Raw genomic sequence first — 18,409 nt, forward strand, 5'->3', positions numbered from 1 at the left:
TAAGCCTATATTACTAACTTTTGATAAGTTATCATATCCCTAAATGCCAATCTACAGCGATCGCAACATCCATGCTCCCATAAAGCTGGTGTTTTGAACTTAGCCTCACACCTGGGACATTTAGAAATTAAACGCACATTATGACGATCGCACCCTCCTGTTGACTTAAACTGCCACTCCATACGGTGACACGGCACTTGAGCATAACAAGCGCCACACAAACGAATTGGTTCATGCTGCATCCCCACTCCAGCAGGCGGCAGCATTTGAGCTAACCTGTCTGCATCTAGTTCTACTACAGATGCGATCGCCTCCAACTCTTTTTGGCTAGGGCGAGGATTAAAATAAAATCGCTCCCACCTTGCTACCACTGCACCAATCCCTGCCAAACTACCCAACGCACTCGCAGATAAATGGTTAGCACGTCTGAACCTACCAAGAAAGTGACTCAGGCTCTCTCCTTCATAGGGTTGAATCAAAAATAGCCAAGGTTCAACATCTGGTGCTGGCATTATTTGTACTCTGCTGCTACTTCCTGTAAAACAGCCTTGTCAATCTTCTTCAATCCCCTTGATAAAGAACGAATTGCTGTTTCCCTAAGAATTTCATCAAGGCGACCAATGTAACCTTCAGTTGCTGATGTGAGAATCCTTAGCATCTCCTTGCTCGTTAGATTAGAAGATACTGGCAGTTTCAAAACCATTTGTTCCCACATTTCTACAGTCTTCTTGAAATCCTCTCCCGACAATTTACCGAAACGAAGATGCGCCCGAAAGCGTTCGAGAACCTGTTCATCCCGCTTGATTACCGCATCCAAACGGTCTGTTCCTACTAGTACTACAGCAATTCCTAAATCTTCAGCAATATCTCGGACATCAGCAAAAGTTTCAGGCTTAAGACGGTCAGCTTCATCAATAATTAGCATCTCTACACCGCAACCCTTGAGTATCTCTATAGCCCGATCTCGGAAATCAGATACTGTTCCTTTTGTTACCCGATATTTGAGGTATTCAGTAATCTTTTTAAACAAATCCTTGGGGCCACATTTTTGGTGAGGTCGAATATAAACTACAGGCACAATCGGAGGTCGTCCAGGTGACTGCTGAGGTTTGTGTCTGTATCTGTAGGCATCACAAGCAACTGTCTTACCAGTTCTCGATTCCCCAACAACTCGGCAACATTTTCTTGCCTTGCGCTTGCCATCTAACCAATCATGGAGAGTTTTTACCTGCTGTAATGGAACAATACTCTTACCCTTAAGACGAGCAATTTCAGCTTGTAACCAATCTTCATCTGGTTTTACACCACCCAACTGCTGGGCGATACCTTCGGCACACTTCGTGAACGCACTCGCATCTGTCATTGTTTACAACCCATATTCTTCACGAAGTTGTTCATAGTCCCACACCTCAATTTCTTCGTATTGAGATTGATCTGTTTGTGTAGATTCCACTTCATCGGGTTCAACTACTTGGAAGGGCAAGGACTCAGTTTTACTTTCATCAACCGCAGCAGATCGCAAAATAGCCTGTTCCAATTTTTGACGCTCTTTACGGCTTTTCTTGGTAGTTACAAGTGCATCACGATCCATAACTTCTTGCAATAACGATTGGTTACTGATGGTTTTGCCTATGGTGCGGAGTCTGCAACTTGCTGCAAGAGCTTCATCTAATGAGAGTTGCTCCGTCTCCAAACCTTGAGCATGAGCGCGAATCAGAAATACTTCCTGATTTTTTTCCTGGCGATAAACCAGAATTGTTGTAATGTCTTTGGGGTCAAATCTTAAATTCACAGTTTCTCCAGCGTAACCTGCCAAATATTCCCCCCGATACATTAAATTTTGAAACTGCAAGTATCCTCCTCTTTGCACTGTACGCCGTGACTGCTTCATCAGGCAGATATCTAAATCTCTTTCTGGGATTGGTACAGGCACTGTAGGCAACCCTGCTTCCCAACGGTCAAAGCGAGTTTGATCGCCCATTCGCGCATCAATACTTTGGTTGTAGCGGTCAACGATGTAGCGAACAAGTAACTGTTCTAGTTCTCGCAAAGTAAGTTTTGCATCCTTGTGTGCATCTTCTGGGCGTTCCTGAACATTAGATCCGGTGTACCCAGGAAGCGTTGAAAATAGTTGGTCATTCAATGTCTTGAAAGGACGTTCAACTATTCCACCTTCGGAAGGGCGATCGCGTAGATGGCAAACAAACCCTAATTGCGCCCCAATCTGACTCAAGTGGTTAGAGCGAAAGTCTTTACCACCATCAGTATAAAAGTGTTCTGGCTTACCATAGGTTCCCCATTCGCAGTGCAGTTTGTACTCTGAACCGTATCGCTTCGGCAAAATCGCATGGCGTAACGCTAAGGCTACTACTTGAGAACTTGGTGCATCAAATCCCAAGTTTATACCCATAATGCAACGAGAGTAAGTATCAATTACTGTTGTTAACCAGGGACGACTTAACAATTCACCATGTTGATCCATCAGCAACACATCTACGCGCGTATGATCGCATTGCCAAACATGGTTGCTGTAATCAACGGATAAATCTTTTCCTTCACGAGTTTTAAGACAAAGCGTTGTCCCTCTCCATCCAGGGCTACGAATACTGTTAGTTTTTTCTTGTTTTTCCAATATCGACGCTAATACCCGTAACACAGTTCTATAATTGGGCGGCTTAGAATCGTTTAGTTCACGGGCTTTAGCCTGGACTCTGAGAGCAACTTGTTTGGGGGTCATACGTTTACTACCCTTGTTACCCTCCTTGTAGGTTTTGATGATGAAGTTCTCCCAAAACTCACCAATGCGGTGTTTTCCTTTATCAGCCCTACCTGTTTGAGTGAGTCCAACTAAGCCATCTTGTTCCCAGTTTTTCACCAACCTTTGTACCGTTCGCAACGATACACCTAGTTTCTCTGCTGCTGAGCGTAATTTTTGTCCATAAGTTTTGCGATCGCTCTTTTCAAGCAAACTTTGGATTACCTCTAACTTGAGTTGGGCTTTCTCTGAGAGTTCTGTGGCAATAACATTTCTCTCAATAGTTTTATCGCTTTCTCCTTGTAAGCCTTCCACAGGAGTAGCTGAGGTATGAACAGCTAAATCCAGATTTTGCTGACTGCTCATAATATACATTTTTTTAGAAAAACATAATGTTATTCTAAGCTTACACAATACGACAGTCAATTTGTCATTATGAAAATACACAAAAGCTTTTTTCTCTGCAATGAAGCGACAGCTAATTTGTCACTATCACGGTTAATGACATATATTTTATCACTATCAAAAGGTTATCTTAATACTGTTAAACCGCTATAACCTCTACCATAAAAAGCTTTTATAGATGACATTAATTTGTCACGACGACATTTAATTAGTCACTGTACAGAATCCATATATAGTAAGGGTTTCAGTGTGTGACTTTACCCATAACTTTGCCGCAACGGCAAGCTTATGGTTCCAATAGGGGGCGGCAAAGTTATGCTTCCAATTTTCCAGGTGTAGAGTAAGAAGCCAACTTACTCTGCTCTTTTAAGTTTAATAGCTTTACACTCCAATTTCACGTCGTGTTTCATTTAAAGCAGCACGAACCTGTTTGTAACGGAGATATCCAGGATGAGTCATTATTTCAGACACACGAGATTCTGAGGGGTATTCTCCTTGATTATACAACTTAAGTACAATCTGCTTAACTTCTCTGCAAGATTGCTGTATCTTTTCTGTGTGACATGCTTTACCATAACTACGGTATTTGGCAGAAATGGCACGGCATAAATCTGGAAAGTGGCTGAAAATTGTCCGCCTATTATATCCTAAACCTGTAGCTACTTCTTCCATTGTCAGTGGTGGCTGGTTGTCGCTTGCAAGGATTGCTAGCAAGGTATCTTGTACTTTTTAAGACCTCGCGGATGACGACTGTCACGCAATACTTCCAAACGATGTTCGCTTGCTGCGAGAGCATTATCATCAATAATTTTTACTCGATAACCTGGTAGCAAATCAGGCATTGTGGCATTGAGGTGTCGAATCGTAGCTTCCATTTGACCACCAATCTCTCTGACTAGCTCCCCACTGGTGCTTGGTTCGATACCATTGATCTTGTTGTATACTGAAGTGACTGAAACACCTATCTCTTCAGATAAGGCTTGGTGGGCTGCATGTACCGATGGGTGGACTCCACAAACAACCAGGCTCATTAAATTTACAACTGTGGAGAATAGTAACTCTCAAGTGTATTGAGTTTTTGCACTACGTTCAAATAGGTCATCCAGAATTTGGCGACATTACGCTTTTTCTAAAAGCCCACGAACCATCACGCAAACTGGACTCTCTTTCACAAAACGCTCAAACACCTTTCCTAGCAACATTTTTTCTCCACCCAACAGATTTGCACCTCTTTTTACCAAACTACAAATTAGCCCATCACACAATACCTTGAAAGGGCTAGCATAACAGGTTATGTTCCACATCCTATGCGCGATTTTTAATCAAGATTACTTGCACAATTTGTATTGCTATCTCACTAGAAACCCCTAAAGCTTGATATAGATCATTTAAAAAGTTTTTTTCTTCTTCAAGTACAATACCTTCAGCTAGGACTAAATCGGTCGCTACTGCAAAGGCTGCTTCCCGCAAATCTTGAGATAGAGAATCTTTTGCTGCATTAAACAAAGCATTAAAGCCATCACCCTGGAGAATGCCCAAGATTTTGTCAAACAATCTGTCCATCATTTCGTGGGGATAACTTTTAAAAAGTTTCATCCGAGACAACACAGAAATGATAGAATTTGCTTGCTCAACAGAAAGATAACCGTCCGAAGCTGTTGCCGTCAATATAATGACTGCAAAAGCTTCTGCTGGATTGAGTGCTGCTTGGGTTTGGCTTTCTGTGCCCAACACAGCGTCGAATAGACCCATTGTAGTAGCTCCTTGGTTAGAGTCCCAATAGCGCTATAGCTACCTGTGTGTTTGGTAGATTTACAGGTAAGACTGTAACGCTATGAGACTTTCATATCTTAGTGTTCCCAGGATTCATTCAAGGCGAACACTTGCACCCAATGGTTTTTTGGCAGGAACTACATTGCCGTTTGTAAACTTTAGCGTTCTCCTGTCTTTTCTATTGTCTCAATTACCGCCAAACCTATACTAGAAGCTGCTATTAACAGCACTATTGATATCAAATAGGCATTTGTCAGTATCCGCAGGGCTTCATCGAAAAAAATATAGGTGGTCATTGCTTCACCTTTTGAACTTTGTGCTGCTAGTACTTTTTATTTCTCCACACCCTGATAGGTGTATTTCGCTGAGAAACTGCTAGCAATTGCATCTTAACAAAACTTTAGCTCTTTCAGAACACTGCTTAAAATTTTTCTTTCTGAAGATTTCTGAAGATTTGATGAAGTAAGGGATTGGGGATTGGGGACTACCCTAAGCGCAGTCGTACCCCTCCGGGGAAGCTACGCGTAGCATCCTGTAGGAAAGTGAACCGAAGTATTGGGGATTGTGGACTGGGCACAAGAGCCGGAGGAGTGCGGCGGAAAGACTTACTCCAACTTCCCCTCTAGCCCCCATGCTTTCCCTAGTCCCCAGTCCCCATTACAAAACCTTTACCTGGTCTATTTCTAGAATCTTTTCTTCTTGAATTTCTGTAAACTTTTGTCCGGCGATGAGAACTATGACCAACATTAGTAAACTCGTCACCATAATGACGCTTACGACGTTGGGATCGTCGAAATTGCTCGTACCAACTAATAATGCTGCGGCAAAATTGCGTTGAGCGGTTCCTACCCCTAGTACTCGTTGAGTATCGATACCAGGGCCGCCCAAAAGATAACCTACGGAAAAGGAAAATACAATGAAAACCGCACAAACCAGGATTGCACCTGTTTGCAATAAAGTGATAATTTCGTAAAAATGTACAGCCAGCCTCACTGCTAGACCTAAAAATAATCCAGCACTAGATATTTTCGACACAATCGGCTGGAAGTTAGAGGCGATCGCAGCAAACTTGGCTTTGATAAATAACCCTATGGCTAATGGGCTTAACATCAAGAACAGCAGGGGTTTGGCAATGTCCCAAGAGTTAACTTGTACTCCTTGCAAAACTAAGGGCAGTGCGATCGGCATGTATATAATTGTGCCAAACATCAGCAACATCATCAGTCCTGTAGAGAAAGCTACATTACCTTTGACTATTTGAGCAAGTTTGGGTAAAGCTGGAGGGCCTGCTGCTATTGCCATAATGATAAAACCATCTTTGATCGGTTCACTCAGAGGCACTATTTGCAATAGCAGATACACAAAAAGCGGTACCAAAACAAAATTTGCTACCAAAGATAAGATGATTAAACGAATATTGCGGAGTGGTTCCCAAATCTGCTGTACGGTTAGACGTAAACCAGTACCCAGCATGGTGGCAACAATAAATGTGAGAAATGCTACCTTGTCGATTAATGGAAAGATATCGCTCATGATTTTTGATTAAAAAAATATCCAATTACTTATTGTGGGGTGGGTAATATGAGTGCCTTTGGTTACTGAGTGGGCAAGATGCCCACCCCACAAGATTATTTTTTGGAAATCCCTAAGTTCTGTTTTATTTGAGGTTGTTCTGACTTGATATCAAGAGTGACTTGCTGTAAGTTGCCTGTGAATGCAAAAGGAACTTTGTAGGTTTCAACTACAGGTGTCCCCGTATCTCGACCGACATCAAAGGTTTCGTCAAGGGCCCAACGAAAAGCAATAGTTTTGGCAATTCGACCCTCGGCTACCTGTTTGTCGTTGATGAATAGTTTGCCAGTTCCACCAGTCCCAAGAGTGCCACCGTCGTAGTCAAAATCAAATCGCAGTGTAGATTTACCTGTGGGTACTGTTTCTGTAGATTGAATAATGTAGCGATCGGCATTGACGAAATTGTAGGCATAAGTCGGTTTGCTATCCTCAAGGAAGAAACTCCAACCAGAAAAGCGTCCGCCTTGTGTCAATAAAATGCCTTCTGCACCGCTTTCAGGAATATCCACATTTGCAGTGATGCTGAAGGAGCGATTTTTGATGTTGGGGGCACTACCTTCTGGTATTCCGAATGTGCCTGGATAGTAAGTAAAGCTGGTGCGTCCTGTGAGTAAGCTGGGGCGGAGTTGGATATCAAACCGTTCAAAAGCGCGATCGTCTAATGGTAATACTTGGTATTTCTTGGCTTCAGACAAAAACAACTTCTGGAGTTTTTGTAGCTTTTCGGGATTTTGACCGGCTAAGTTGTTCGCTTCACTGAAATCTTTCTCAATATTGTATAGTTCCCACGGATCTTGATCAAAGTCAGCTTTGACAGTAGCTTGCCAAGGCAAACGAGGATGACGAGCCGCCGCAATCCAGCCTTGATCGTAAATGGCTCGATTACCAAGCATCTCGAAATACTGAGTTTTACGATGGGAAGGAGCATCGGCATCATCAAAGGTATAGGCGAGGCTAGTACCTTCAATCGGTTGTTGTTTGACTCCATTAACTTTAGTCGGGGCAGTAATTCCAGTAGCTTCTAAAATGGTGGGCGCAATATCAATTACATGATGGAATTGGCTGCGGAGTCCTCCTTGATCTTTGATGCGATCGCCCCAAGAAATTACTAAGGGATTCCGAGTCCCACCAAAGTGAGAGGCGATTTGTTTTGTCCATTGGAAGGGGGTATTCACCGCCCATGCCCAACCCGCAGGAAAATGATTGAATGTCTTAGGACTCCCCAATTCATCAATTGAGGCTAGTAGTTGTTCTGGGTTTTCGGATACGCCGTTAAAAACTTTTAACTCATTGACACTACCTGTTAAACCACCTTCGGCACTAGCACCGTTGTCCCCGACGATGTAAATTACTAAGGTGTTATCTAGTTCACCAAGTTGATCTATGCCATCAATCAACCGTCCCACTTCATAGTCTGTATGTGCCAAAAATCCGGCAAACACTTCTACCATGTGGCTATAAAGTTTCTGCTGTTCTGCTGATAGGGAATCCCAAGCAGGTAGTTCTTTCGGACGGGGAGTTAACTGGGCATTTTCTGGAATTACACCTAGTTGTTTCTGACGGGCAAAGGTTTCTTCCCGCAATTTATCCCACCCTTGGTTAAACTTGCCTTGATATTTGTCAATCCAGGCTTTGGGCGCGTGGTGGGGTGCGTGGGTAGCACCAGTAGCGAGATAGGTAAAGAAAGGTTTGTCAGGAGCAATAGATTGTTGAGAGCGAATCCAGGCGATCGCATGGTCTACTAAATCTGGGGTCAAGTGATAATCTGGGTTATCGCTAGGTTTGTCCACCCGTTTGGTATTTTCTACCAAAGCCGGAGACCATTGGTTAGTATCACCACCCAAGAAACCGTAAAAATACTCAAATCCTAACCTTGTCGGCCAGCGGTCAAAAGGGCCGGCGGCACTGGTTTCATAGTCTGGTGTGTTGTGCCATTTACCGAAAGCAGCCGTGTTATAGCCATTTTGACGCAGCACTTCTGCCACTGTGGCAGCACTTTGAGGCAAAATCGCCGTGTAACCTGGATAACCTGTAGCTAACTCTGTGACTACACCTGTACTTACTGAGTGATGATTTCGCCCAGTTAACAATGCTGCCCGTGTCGGTGAACAGAGGGCTGTAGTGTGGAATTGGTTATAGCGTAATCCTCTTTGGGCCAAGCGAGTCAAATTAGGAGTATCTACTGGCCCGCCAAAGGTACTTGCTTGTCCAAAGCCCACATCATCCAGCAGTATTAGCAGCACATTGGGAGCTTGTGCCGGAGCGGTAATTGATGACGGAAAATCTGGTTTTGAATCTTTGTAGGTGATACCGATTTTACCTTTGAACGACTCTTCAGGAATCGGCAGAACTTTTGATGTGGCTGCGACGGCAGGGCCAGTGAATGTAAACAAGACGATGAGGAAAGAGAGGATGAGCGATCGCCAAAGTAAACGTGACATGTATTTAATCCTTTGAATCATGGGGAATAGGGACTGGGGAATAGATAGGAAGTTGGAGTAAGTCTTTACCCTTCGCCCTTCTGGCTTTTGTGCCCAATACCCAATCTCTTCGACTTACTTCAAGTTCTTCACCAAGCGAAAGCCGATATGCGTTGTTCCGGTGTCGGGTGCTTGAGACTCGCGTGCTGCTGGGCGGAAGCGGCTGCAATAGTTGGGCGCACACAAATAAGAGCCTCCTTTAATTACGTGTAGGGCAATCTCTGCGGATTTATTGGGGTCAAAACTCTGCTTTGGGCCTGTGGGGTTCATGCTATGAGCTTTGCTGTCATGTCCTAAAGCAAACCAGTCAAGGGTCAATTCCCAGACGTTACCAGCCATATCATAAAGACCATAACCATTGGGTGGAAAGGAGCCGACTGGAGATGTGCCCAGATAACCATCACTCGTAGTGTTGAAAAAAGGGAATATTCCTTGCCAGGTGTTAGCTTTTTTCTCAGAATACTGATTGCCCCAAATGTAGGTTGTGTTGTCTAATCCACCACGGGCGGCGTATTCCCACTGGGCTTCAGTAGGTAGTGATTTTTCTGCCCATTTGGCATAAGCGATCGCATCTTCGTAGGCAATATGAACGACTGGATGATTTTCTTTGGCAGCGATTGCACTATCCGGGCCAAAAGGATGTCGCCAATTGGCTCCAGTTGTCCAATGCCACCAACTCAAAAAGCTCTCACCTGGTTTTGCGATCTGGAATACGAGGGAACCTGGCGATCGCTGCTCATCAGGTAGATCGGGAAACTCTTCTTTAGATAAAGGACGTTCTGCAACTGTCACATATCCAGTTGCTTGGACAAACTGAGCAAATTGGGCGTTTGTAACTTCGTATTTGTCAATGCAGAAGGAAGTAACTGTTACATTCTCTGCCGATTGTTCTTCGACAAAGCCAGAATTATCTGACCCTATTTTGAAACTACCTTCGGGAATTAGCGCCATCTCTTGGGGACAGTTGCTCTGTGTGGTGTCAATCGTGGCTGCAAATGCAGTTGAGTTAATCAAGAGAACAAACAGTAACGTTAAAAAAGTGAGAAAACAGCAATTTTTCCCTGGCTTTGACATTTGAGAAATTACCCCCCTAGATTGGGCGGTTGTAGTTCATAAACAGAATAGTAAAATTTTTACTAGCCTTGATAAATCCGAAAAAAGCTGATGCTGATTCCAAAACCAACAACTCGAAACCTCATATTTATTCTGAAACAAGGCTTTATTTTCTATTATTTGCAATAATTACTCTACTAATTAAAAACTCAGATTTCCTAACATTCAAGTAAAAAGAGATTATTCAGTTTTTGTACTTGAATAATTTCTTAATTGATATATAAAGAATCTTGACTTTGTTAAAACTACTGTGAATTTATTGGTTTACCGTAGTTATTTCTCAATATTGATAAATTACATCTTATCAAAAGATAAGTCAAGAACTTTTTCTGACCGAAGCATTGCCGAGTAATAACTGAGAATCCCCACTCAGCCAGAAGTTAGGAATCGCGCACTAGAAGGCTTGCCGCAATCAATACTTGTCGGGTTTTGAGGAAAAGGGGAAGGGGAAAGGAAAAACCTTTACCCTTTCCCCTTTAACCTTTTCCCCAAACCCAATGCCGAGTTAAAAATGGTTAACCGAGCAGTATTGTTGCCGCAATCATCAAAACTTCTCCCAATGGAGAAGCTAAGAGCGATCGCTGGATCGAGACTCAGCACAAAGACGAGAAAGCCTAGACCAAACAACGTTCAATCGTTGCGACAACTGATTGAGAAAGAGTATCAAAGTCGTAGCCACCTTCTAAGCCAAACAGAATTTTACGAGTTACACCTAGACAATAATCTGTAAATAAAGCGTAGTCTTCTGGCTGCAAATTTATACTTGCCAAAGGATCTTCTGCATTGGCATCGTAACCAGCACTGACAATTAGTAAATCTGGCTGAAAGTTGGCTAAAAACGGTACTACCTGATTTTCAAATAGCGGCTGATATACTGCAATATCGCTACCTGGAGGTATAGGCAAGTTGAGGACATTATTGTGAAAGCCCCGTTCTGTAGCTCTCCCCGTACCAGGATAACAAGGATACTGATGTAACGAACAATAAACAATTTGGGGATAAATTTCTACAATGGACTGAGTACCATTACCGTGATGTACATCCCAATCGAGGATGGCGACGCGGTTAACTTCGGGTTGCTCAAGGGCGAATATAGCGGCGATCGCGGCATTAGAAAATAGACAAAAGCCCATCCCCGCATCACTTTCTGCGTGATGTCCTGGGGGGCGCGCTAGTACAAAAGCTGGATTAGCCGACTTTAACACCAGATCAACTCCATCCAACCATGCACTGACTGCTAACAGTGCCACATCATAACTGCGCGGGGAGACTGGCGTATCTCCATCCAAAGGGCCGCCACCACTAGAGGCGATTTGCCGAAGTTTTTTGATGTAGGCTCGGCTATGGGTTTGAAGCAAAGAAGACATCAGTGAAGGCTGTTCGGATGCTGGTGTAGGCGATCGCCAAGAGATTTGATCTGCAAATGTCGCTTCTTTGAGAGCATTTGCGATCGCTATCAAGCGTTCTGGTCTTTCAGGATGGTATTTTCCAGTCTTGTGATCTAAAAATTCGTCAGAATAGATGACTGGCAGCATAGAGTTTTTGTATCCTCACTGACAAAGAGTTTTTCCTTAGCTCGACTTATTCTTTATACGACTCCAAAATCCCACTGCGAATCATTAGTTGCGGCCAAAACAACACAAAAAATCCCATCCATGTCACCACAGGGATGGAAACGAGAACTGTTAGCCAGATAGTTTTAAATAGTAACCAGCTACCACCAATCAGTGTTACACCTGTGAGAATTATAGACCAGGGTTGACACCACCAAGGTTTGTAGTTCCAAGGATTTATAGGCTTTTGTTCAGACATTGGTTTTATTTAATAAAACTCCAGATGTTCCTTCATTAACAATTATGAATTGTTTTGACAGACTAAGTACAGCTTTGCATAAGTTCGTAACTTTTTTAAACGCAGAGGAACACAGAGGTAAACGCAAAGGTACGCAGAGTTTTACTAAAGTTAATTCGCTATGAATTAATAGACATCTCCAGAAATTAAATATGCGTTACCCATAACCCTTGTAGAGACGTAGCAGTACTAATAAATCTACATTCTTTTTCGGAGATGTCTAATGAAATGTTGTACTAAGTTTTGTCATACTCGATTTTTCCATAGTCAAGTTTGATAATTCGGTCTGCTAAATGAAAATAGCGATCGTCATGGCTAATCACCAGCACTGTTTTACCCCGCGATCGCAGTTCTGGGAGAAGTTGAGTGTAGAATATTTCCTTGAATACTGGATCTTGATCGGCTGCCCACTCATCAAATAGATAAATTGGTCGATCTTCTAAGTAGGCTGTGAGCAAAGCTAGCCGTTTCCGTTGTCCTTGAGAAAGAGCAGTGGTAGAAAGTTGTCCATTTTCAACTTTTACCTTATGGTCTAGTTGCAGTTGTTTTAAATATTTTTTAGCTTGCTCGTCCAAGTCAGAATTTTTTAATCCTAAAAATTCTTCAAATAAATAAAAGTCGGAAAATACCACGGAAAAATGCTGGCGATACCATTCTCGATTCTGTTCGCTAATTAGCTCGTCATCAAACCAAATTTCGCCGTTTTCTGGGATATAAAGTCCGGTAATTAGTTTAGCTAATGTAGATTTTCCGCTACCATTACCACCGACAATGAAGACTAATTCTTGAGGATAGAGTGTCAAATCTATGGGGCCAAAAATAAAGCTGTTGTCTTCTTTGTCTGTATAGTAAGTGTGGGTAACACTTTTAAATTTTAACCTGTGCCAGTCAGATTTAAGAGCAGGTGGAACAGTGGATATTTCCGTTCGACTTGCTAGAGATAAACCCAGAGATTCGATTTTTTGTAAAGCAATACTGGCTTTGCTTAATAGAGGAAGTTTGCTGATGATGTTATCCATTGGTAACACCAAGTAAGTGAAGGTCAAAATGTAACCAGAGAGAGTTTCGGGATTGATGGTGAGCAGATTAGGTAGTACAAACAGTACAAAACCGAGGGCAAAAAAGAATATGAGTTGACCCCAACTTGAAGTTATGGCAAAAAGGGTTAGACCTTTAACATTGTGATGACGGAACTCGTTAGCAGTTGATTGCAGTTTTTCTGCTAAAAAGTCTTCACGCCGCCTGTAGTTGAGTTTGAGTTCCTTGACTCCTTCGGTAATGGTGCGAAAATGTTTAAATAGATGATCTTCATCTTCACGAGCGAGGGTCAACAATTGTCCGCCTCGGTTGAGTAGCCATTGACAACTAGCGATCGCAACTACTGAAATTCCACAAACCATCAGCAATACTAACCAAGAGAGCCAGGTTATATATGTTATACAACCCAGGACGATCGCTAAATTAATAAAAATGAAAGGCATCTGATAAACAGCATCAGCAACCGCCTGAATATCTTCTGTGAGAGTTGCCAATAATCGAGGATTCCCTAAGCGTTCTAGATGACTCAACTCGGAAGCGAGAATCTGGCGACTTAAACGCATCCGTAATTGCAAGACTGCATTCTGAGAAAGACGAACTAGCATCACTTGAGAAATGATACTGGTAATCAGTGCAACTATTGCCAGCCCCGCAAAACCCCAAATTATCGATGTGAGGCGGGAAGCACTACCGCTACTAGCAGTATGGCTAATTAAGGCAATCAAGCCAGCACTACTACCGCCACTCAGAAATCCGGTAGCGATCGCGATCGCCACCATCCCCCACGAAGAACGCAAAAGAAAGTAAATCAAATTCATGACAGAGGCCTATACCCAGTTGGATACAACAAAAAATGAAAATCTCTCTTTTTATGTCCCATGCGCGATTTCCATAATTGTTGTTTGCCAACCAATTAAATTTGCATTGCTAGGGTAGATTTTATATTTTACCAGTTAAACACCTCTTCAAATATGACGATGAATCAGGCAGAAGGCAAGATTGGGCAATTTATAATCCCTAGAAATTTGCTTTGAGGAAAAATACATTTCTAATCCCTTCTGCCTCCTGCCTTTCTTTGGTAAGCTAGTTGGAATTACAGCTAATTATGTCAATAAACTGTCAAATTACCTGCTCAGTTTTCCAGGGTGAAATTTGCAATGACTGTAAATCTAAAGTCTTCAGAGAAACAAATTAATGTCGCGGTCGATTCCAAAACCGCTCTTGTCACTCAAGGAACCCGCTACGTTCCTTTGCACCATCGACGCATTCTGTGCATCTTTCCCAAATACAGCCGATCCTTTGGTACTTTTCATCACGCTTACCCACTGATGGGTAAAGTTCGGGCTTTTATGCCACCCCAAGGTATTTTAATTGTGGCTGCCTACTTACCTAAACAATGGGAAGTGCGCTTTATTGATGAGAACGTCAAATCAGCAACGAGAGCTGATTATCAATGGGCTGATGTGGTAATTGTGAGTGGAATGCATATCCAAAAACCACAGATTAATCAAATTAATGAACTTGCCCATCGAGCGGGGAAAATCACCGTTGTGGGTGGGCCTTCGGTATCTGGGTGTCCAGAATATTATCCTGAATTTGACATTTTAAATTTGGGTGAATTGGGAGATGGAAGCGATAGCCTGATCGAATATCTAGACCAAAATCTGGAACGTCCCCAACAGCAAATTCGCTTTGAAACCAAGGAACGTCTACCCTTAACAGAGTTCCCAACTCCAGCTTATCATTTGCTGAATATCAATGATTATTTCCTGGCAAATGTCCAGTTTTCTAGTGGTTGCCCTTATCGCTGCGAGTTTTGTGATATTCCCGAACTCTATGGCAACAGTCCCCGAATGAAAACACCAGAGCAAGTAGTCGCGGAGTTAGACGCAATGCGACAATCTGGCAATTTGGGGGCAGTGTATTTTGTCGATGATAACTTTGTTGGTGATCGCCGTGCCGCCATGAAGTTACTTCCTCACCTGATTGACTGGCAAAAACGCAATGGCTACCCCATCCAGTTTGCTTGTGAAGCAACACTCAACTTAGCTCAAAGTCCAAAATTGCTGGAAATGATGCGCGAAGCCTATTTTTGCACAATCTTTTGCGGCATCGAAACACCAGAACCAAATGCCCTCCATGCGATTTCCAAAGACCAAAATCTGAGTATGCCCATCTTAAAAGCAATTCAGGTTTTAAATAGCTATGGCATGGAAGTAGTATCAGGAATCATCATTGGGTTAGATACAGATACACCAGAAACAGCAGACCGAATTATCGAATTTATTCGGGCATCCCAAATTCCCATGTTGACAATTAACCTACTTCATGCTTTGCCTAGAACCCCTTTATGGCGGAGATTAGAAGCAGAAGGACGACTTGTCTATGATGAAAGCCGCGAATCAAATGTTGAATTTTTGATGCCCTACGAGCAAGTTGTCGAGATGTGGCGGCGCTGCATTACAACTGCTTATGAGCCAGAATTTTTATATGAGCGGTTCGCCTACAACATGGAACACACCTATCCAAACCGCATCAAAATTCCTAACAGCCCGTCTCGCGCTTCTGCGGCTAATATTCGCAAGGGTTTGACTTATTTAAGCAATATTTTGCTGCGGGTAGGCTTATTTAGTAACTATCGTCAGACTTTCTGGAAAATGGCCAAGCCAGCACTCAAAGCAGGAAATATAGAAAACTTGATTCACGTTGGACTTGTTGGGCATCATTTGATTAAGTTTGCCCAAGATTGCGCCAAAAATGAAGAATCAGCTTCGTTCTATTCTCAAAAAATCCTCACCAAAGTTCGTAGCTAACTTTAAAAAATATTTTTCACTAAAGAGAGAAAAATAGAGAATTTAATAAATGATTTACCACTACGATCGCATCTGCTGCCCTTTAGGTTTTATCCTAAAGAAGTATTAAGTAGAACCTCCGAACTATATACAAGGAAATATACCTGTGAAGAAAACTTTGTTTCTCAGCCCTCCTTCCTTTGATGGGTTTGATGGTGGCGCAGGTTCTCGATACCAAGCCAAGCGTGAAATTACCTCTTTCTGGTATCCGACATGGCTGGCGCAACCCGCAGCCCTTGTACCTGGTAGCAAGCTGATTGATGCACCTCCACACGAGCAAACAGTAGAAGATGTCATCAAAATTGCTCAAGATTACGAGCTAATTATCATGCACACCAGCACGCCTTCGCTGCCTAATGATGTGAAGTGTGCCGAGACAATTAAAGCTCAAAACCCTAATGTCAAGATTGGTTTGATTGGAGCGCACGTCGCAGTCTTACCAGAACAGACGTTGCTGGAAAACCCAATCATTGACTTTGTGTGTCGTCACGAATTCGACTATACCTGTAAAGAAATAGCAGAGGGTAAATCTTGGGAAGAAATTACAGGTCTAAGTTACCGCGATCGCCAGGGTAATATACGTCATAATGAAGACCGCCCCTTGATTCACGATTGGGATTCGATGCCCAGTGTCTTGCCGATTTATCACCGTGATTTAGATATTACTAAATACTTTATTGGCTACTTGCTGCATCCATACATTTCCTTTTACACTGGGCGGGGTTGTCCGGCAAAATGTACCTTCTGCCTTTGGCCGCAAACAATTGGCGGACATTTATACCGCACTAAAAGCCCCGAAGCAGTTGGTCGGGAGATGGAAGAAGCCAAAGCCATCTTCGGCGACAAGGTGCGAGAATACATGTTTGACGACGACACCTTTACTATAGACAAACAGCGTGCGATCGCAATTAGCGAACATCTGCGGCGACTCAAACTGACTTGGAGTTGTAACGCTCGTGCAAATCTCGACTATGACACCCTCAAAAAACTACGCGATAACGGCTTACGCCTACTTTTGGTAGGATTTGAATCTGGAAATCAGCAAATTTTAGATGGCATTAAAAAAGGAATCAAGCTGGAAGTAGCGCGGAAGTTTATGGAAAATTGTCATAAACTTGGCATTACCGTACACGGCACATTTATCATTGGTTTACCCGACGAAACGCCACAAACAATTGAAGAAACAGTCCGGTTTGCTTGCGAGATTAGTCCGCATACAATTCAGGTTTCGATTGCCGCTCCCTATCCTGGAACAGAACTTTATCGTCAAGCACAAGAAAATAATTGGTTTAGCAACAGTTCCTTAGTTGCTAGTTCAGGAATTCAAATGTCTACGCTGCAATATCCCAATCTCTCCAGTGCTGAGATTGAAGATGCAGTTGAAAAGATGTATCGTAAGTTCTACTTCCGTCCCAGAGCTATTATCCCAATTGTTGGCGAAATGCTCACCGATCCTCAAATGTTAGTACGCCGCTTGCGTGAAGGGCGGGAATTTTTCTCATACTTGAAAGACCGTCGCACCCAAGCGACAGCAAAAGCAGAATCAGTAGTTGTTGGTTAGTTGTTGGTTGTTTTGATGGAGGAATTGACAATAACCCAGCCAAATAAGTACATGAACAAAAATATTTACAGTGATTGCGATCGCAATGACATTGTGTAATTAATTCTGTCCCACTACTTATCAACAAGTTAAAGAATTCTTCAGCCATGAAAATAGGAAGCAAAGAACACAAAGAACTTTTTTGCCGGAGCTTTCTTGAAAGTCATTTGGAGTATGAGCCAGAGCGCCTTCCTTGGCCGACTCTGGATAATGTTGCGCTCGAAAGCTTGCGAAGCATTCCCTTTTGGAGAGAAGCACTCAATACCGAACAAGAAGCAGGAGTGATGGTAAACGCTTTTGCAGCCACAATTAGCGACCCTTTATTAAAAGAAGCGATCGCTTTACAAGCTATGGAGGAAGTTCGCCACGGGAGACTAATTAAATTTCTCATCAATCACTACGATATTCAAATTTCCCCACCTCCTGCACCTGTACTTCCTAGTAATATTCAAACGGCCTTCCTTGACTTTGGTTTTGGTGAATGTCTAGACTCTTTTTTAGCCTTTGGCTTGTTTGGACTCGCTCACCGTCATGTCAGCTACATCCCAGAAGCATTGTTTAATATCTTCGATGCGGTTCTGGATGAAGAAGCTCGTCATATCATGTTCTTCATTAATTGGGTTACATACCTGCAAATTCAGGAGGGCAAAAGTAATTGGTTACGGGGAATTAATGCTCTCGTACATTACAGCAGAGCCTTACAAGATAAGATAAAAGCCTTTAGTGGTTCTAACGAAGAACAACAAGAGGGTTTTACAGCCACCGGTGCTAGCAGCTTTATAGATAATTTAACCCCAGAGTTATTGTTATCTACTTGCTTGCAAGAAAACACCCGACGGCTTAGTGTATTTGATCGAGAATTACTCCAACCGCAACTGATACCGAACCTGGCTAAAACTGCCTTAGCGACTCTCAGACTTATACCTCGGCGTCAGTCTCACTCAATAGCTCAATTATCGGAATCTTAAAA

General features: G+C 42.8%; 17 protein-coding genes. 3 read left to right on the forward strand and 14 right to left on the reverse strand.

Annotated features, from left to right (window positions below):
* Positions 1–5: 5 nt before the first annotated feature.
* The 14 genes from FD723_RS08275 to FD723_RS08340 form a co-directional block, all read right to left on the reverse strand.
* Complete coding sequence (locus tag FD723_RS08275) at positions 6–512, reverse strand: TniQ family protein (protein ID WP_179064894.1); 507 nt, start codon at positions 510–512, stop codon at positions 6–8.
* Positions 512–1,363 (reverse strand): TniB family NTP-binding protein, encoded by an 852-nt coding sequence (locus FD723_RS08280; protein WP_179064895.1) that lies wholly within the window; start codon positions 1,361–1,363, stop codon positions 512–514. Before FD723_RS08280 ends, FD723_RS08275 begins: the two co-directional genes overlap by 1 nt.
* A 3-nt stretch (positions 1,364–1,366) precedes the next feature.
* Positions 1,367–3,121, reverse strand: a complete 1,755-nt coding sequence (locus tag FD723_RS08285; RefSeq protein ID WP_179064896.1) for a Mu transposase C-terminal domain-containing protein — start codon at positions 3,119–3,121, stop codon at positions 1,367–1,369.
* Positions 3,122–3,541: 420 nt separating this feature from the next.
* Positions 3,542–3,874: a hypothetical protein gene (locus FD723_RS08290; protein WP_179064897.1), complete on the reverse strand. Its 333-nt coding sequence runs from the start codon at positions 3,872–3,874 to the stop codon at positions 3,542–3,544.
* Positions 3,868–4,191, reverse strand: coding sequence for a hypothetical protein (locus tag FD723_RS08295; protein ID WP_179064898.1), 324 nt, complete (start codon positions 4,189–4,191; stop codon positions 3,868–3,870). Before FD723_RS08295 ends, FD723_RS08290 begins: the two co-directional genes overlap by 7 nt.
* A gap of 87 nt (positions 4,192–4,278) precedes the next feature.
* Positions 4,279–4,464, reverse strand: coding sequence for a hypothetical protein (locus FD723_RS08300; RefSeq protein WP_179064899.1), 186 nt, complete (start codon positions 4,462–4,464; stop codon positions 4,279–4,281).
* A gap of 1 nt (position 4,465) precedes the next feature.
* Positions 4,466–4,912 carry a tellurite resistance TerB family protein gene (locus FD723_RS08305; RefSeq protein ID WP_179064900.1) on the reverse strand — a complete coding sequence of 149 codons (447 nt, stop codon included), beginning with the start codon at positions 4,910–4,912 and terminating at the stop codon, positions 4,466–4,468.
* Positions 4,913–5,091: 179 nt separating this feature from the next.
* Positions 5,092–5,229, reverse strand: a complete 138-nt coding sequence (locus FD723_RS08310) for a hypothetical protein (RefSeq protein WP_179064901.1) — start codon at positions 5,227–5,229, stop codon at positions 5,092–5,094.
* Between the two features lie 361 nt (positions 5,230–5,590).
* On the reverse strand, positions 5,591–6,466 hold the full coding sequence (locus FD723_RS08315; RefSeq protein WP_179064902.1) for a bile acid:sodium symporter family protein: 876 nt from the start codon (positions 6,464–6,466) through the stop codon (positions 5,591–5,593).
* A 95-nt stretch (positions 6,467–6,561) separates the two neighbouring features.
* Positions 6,562–8,946 carry a sulfatase-like hydrolase/transferase gene (locus FD723_RS08320; RefSeq protein WP_179064903.1) on the reverse strand — a complete coding sequence of 795 codons (2,385 nt, stop codon included), beginning with the start codon at positions 8,944–8,946 and terminating at the stop codon, positions 6,562–6,564.
* Positions 8,947–9,060: 114 nt separating this feature from the next.
* A complete protein-coding gene (locus FD723_RS08325; RefSeq protein ID WP_306297015.1) occupies positions 9,061–9,999 on the reverse strand; it encodes a formylglycine-generating enzyme family protein in 939 nt (312 codons plus the stop codon).
* 713 nt (positions 10,000–10,712) lie between these two features.
* Positions 10,713–11,633, reverse strand: coding sequence for a histone deacetylase (locus FD723_RS08330; RefSeq protein WP_179064905.1), 921 nt, complete (start codon positions 11,631–11,633; stop codon positions 10,713–10,715).
* 46 nt (positions 11,634–11,679) lie between these two features.
* Positions 11,680–11,910: a DUF6737 family protein gene (locus tag FD723_RS08335; protein WP_179064906.1), complete on the reverse strand. Its 231-nt coding sequence runs from the start codon at positions 11,908–11,910 to the stop codon at positions 11,680–11,682.
* 275 nt (positions 11,911–12,185) lie between these two features.
* The gene (locus FD723_RS08340; protein WP_179064907.1) at positions 12,186–13,805 is read right to left on the reverse strand and encodes a cyclic peptide export ABC transporter; all 1,620 of its coding nucleotides are present in this window, start codon (positions 13,803–13,805) and stop codon (positions 12,186–12,188) included.
* Positions 13,806–14,144: 339 nt separating this feature from the next.
* Between FD723_RS08340 and FD723_RS08345 the strand changes: the two genes are divergently transcribed.
* The 3 genes from FD723_RS08345 to FD723_RS08355 all read left to right on the forward strand — a co-directional run bounded on the left by FD723_RS08345 (position 14,145) and on the right by FD723_RS08355 (position 18,407).
* Positions 14,145–15,800: a B12-binding domain-containing radical SAM protein gene (locus FD723_RS08345; protein WP_179064908.1), complete on the forward strand. Its 1,656-nt coding sequence runs from the start codon at positions 14,145–14,147 to the stop codon at positions 15,798–15,800.
* 145 nt (positions 15,801–15,945) lie between these two features.
* Positions 15,946–17,400 carry a hopanoid biosynthesis associated radical SAM protein HpnJ gene (hpnJ, locus tag FD723_RS08350; protein WP_179064909.1) on the forward strand — a complete coding sequence of 485 codons (1,455 nt, stop codon included), beginning with the start codon at positions 15,946–15,948 and terminating at the stop codon, positions 17,398–17,400.
* Positions 17,401–17,546: 146 nt separating this feature from the next.
* On the forward strand, positions 17,547–18,407 hold the full coding sequence (locus FD723_RS08355; RefSeq protein WP_179064910.1) for a ferritin-like domain-containing protein: 861 nt from the start codon (positions 17,547–17,549) through the stop codon (positions 18,405–18,407).
* Positions 18,408–18,409 lie beyond the last annotated feature (2 nt).

Source organism: Nostoc sp. C052 (assembly GCF_013393905.1).
Taxonomy (GTDB): domain Bacteria; phylum Cyanobacteriota; class Cyanobacteriia; order Cyanobacteriales; family Nostocaceae; genus Nostoc.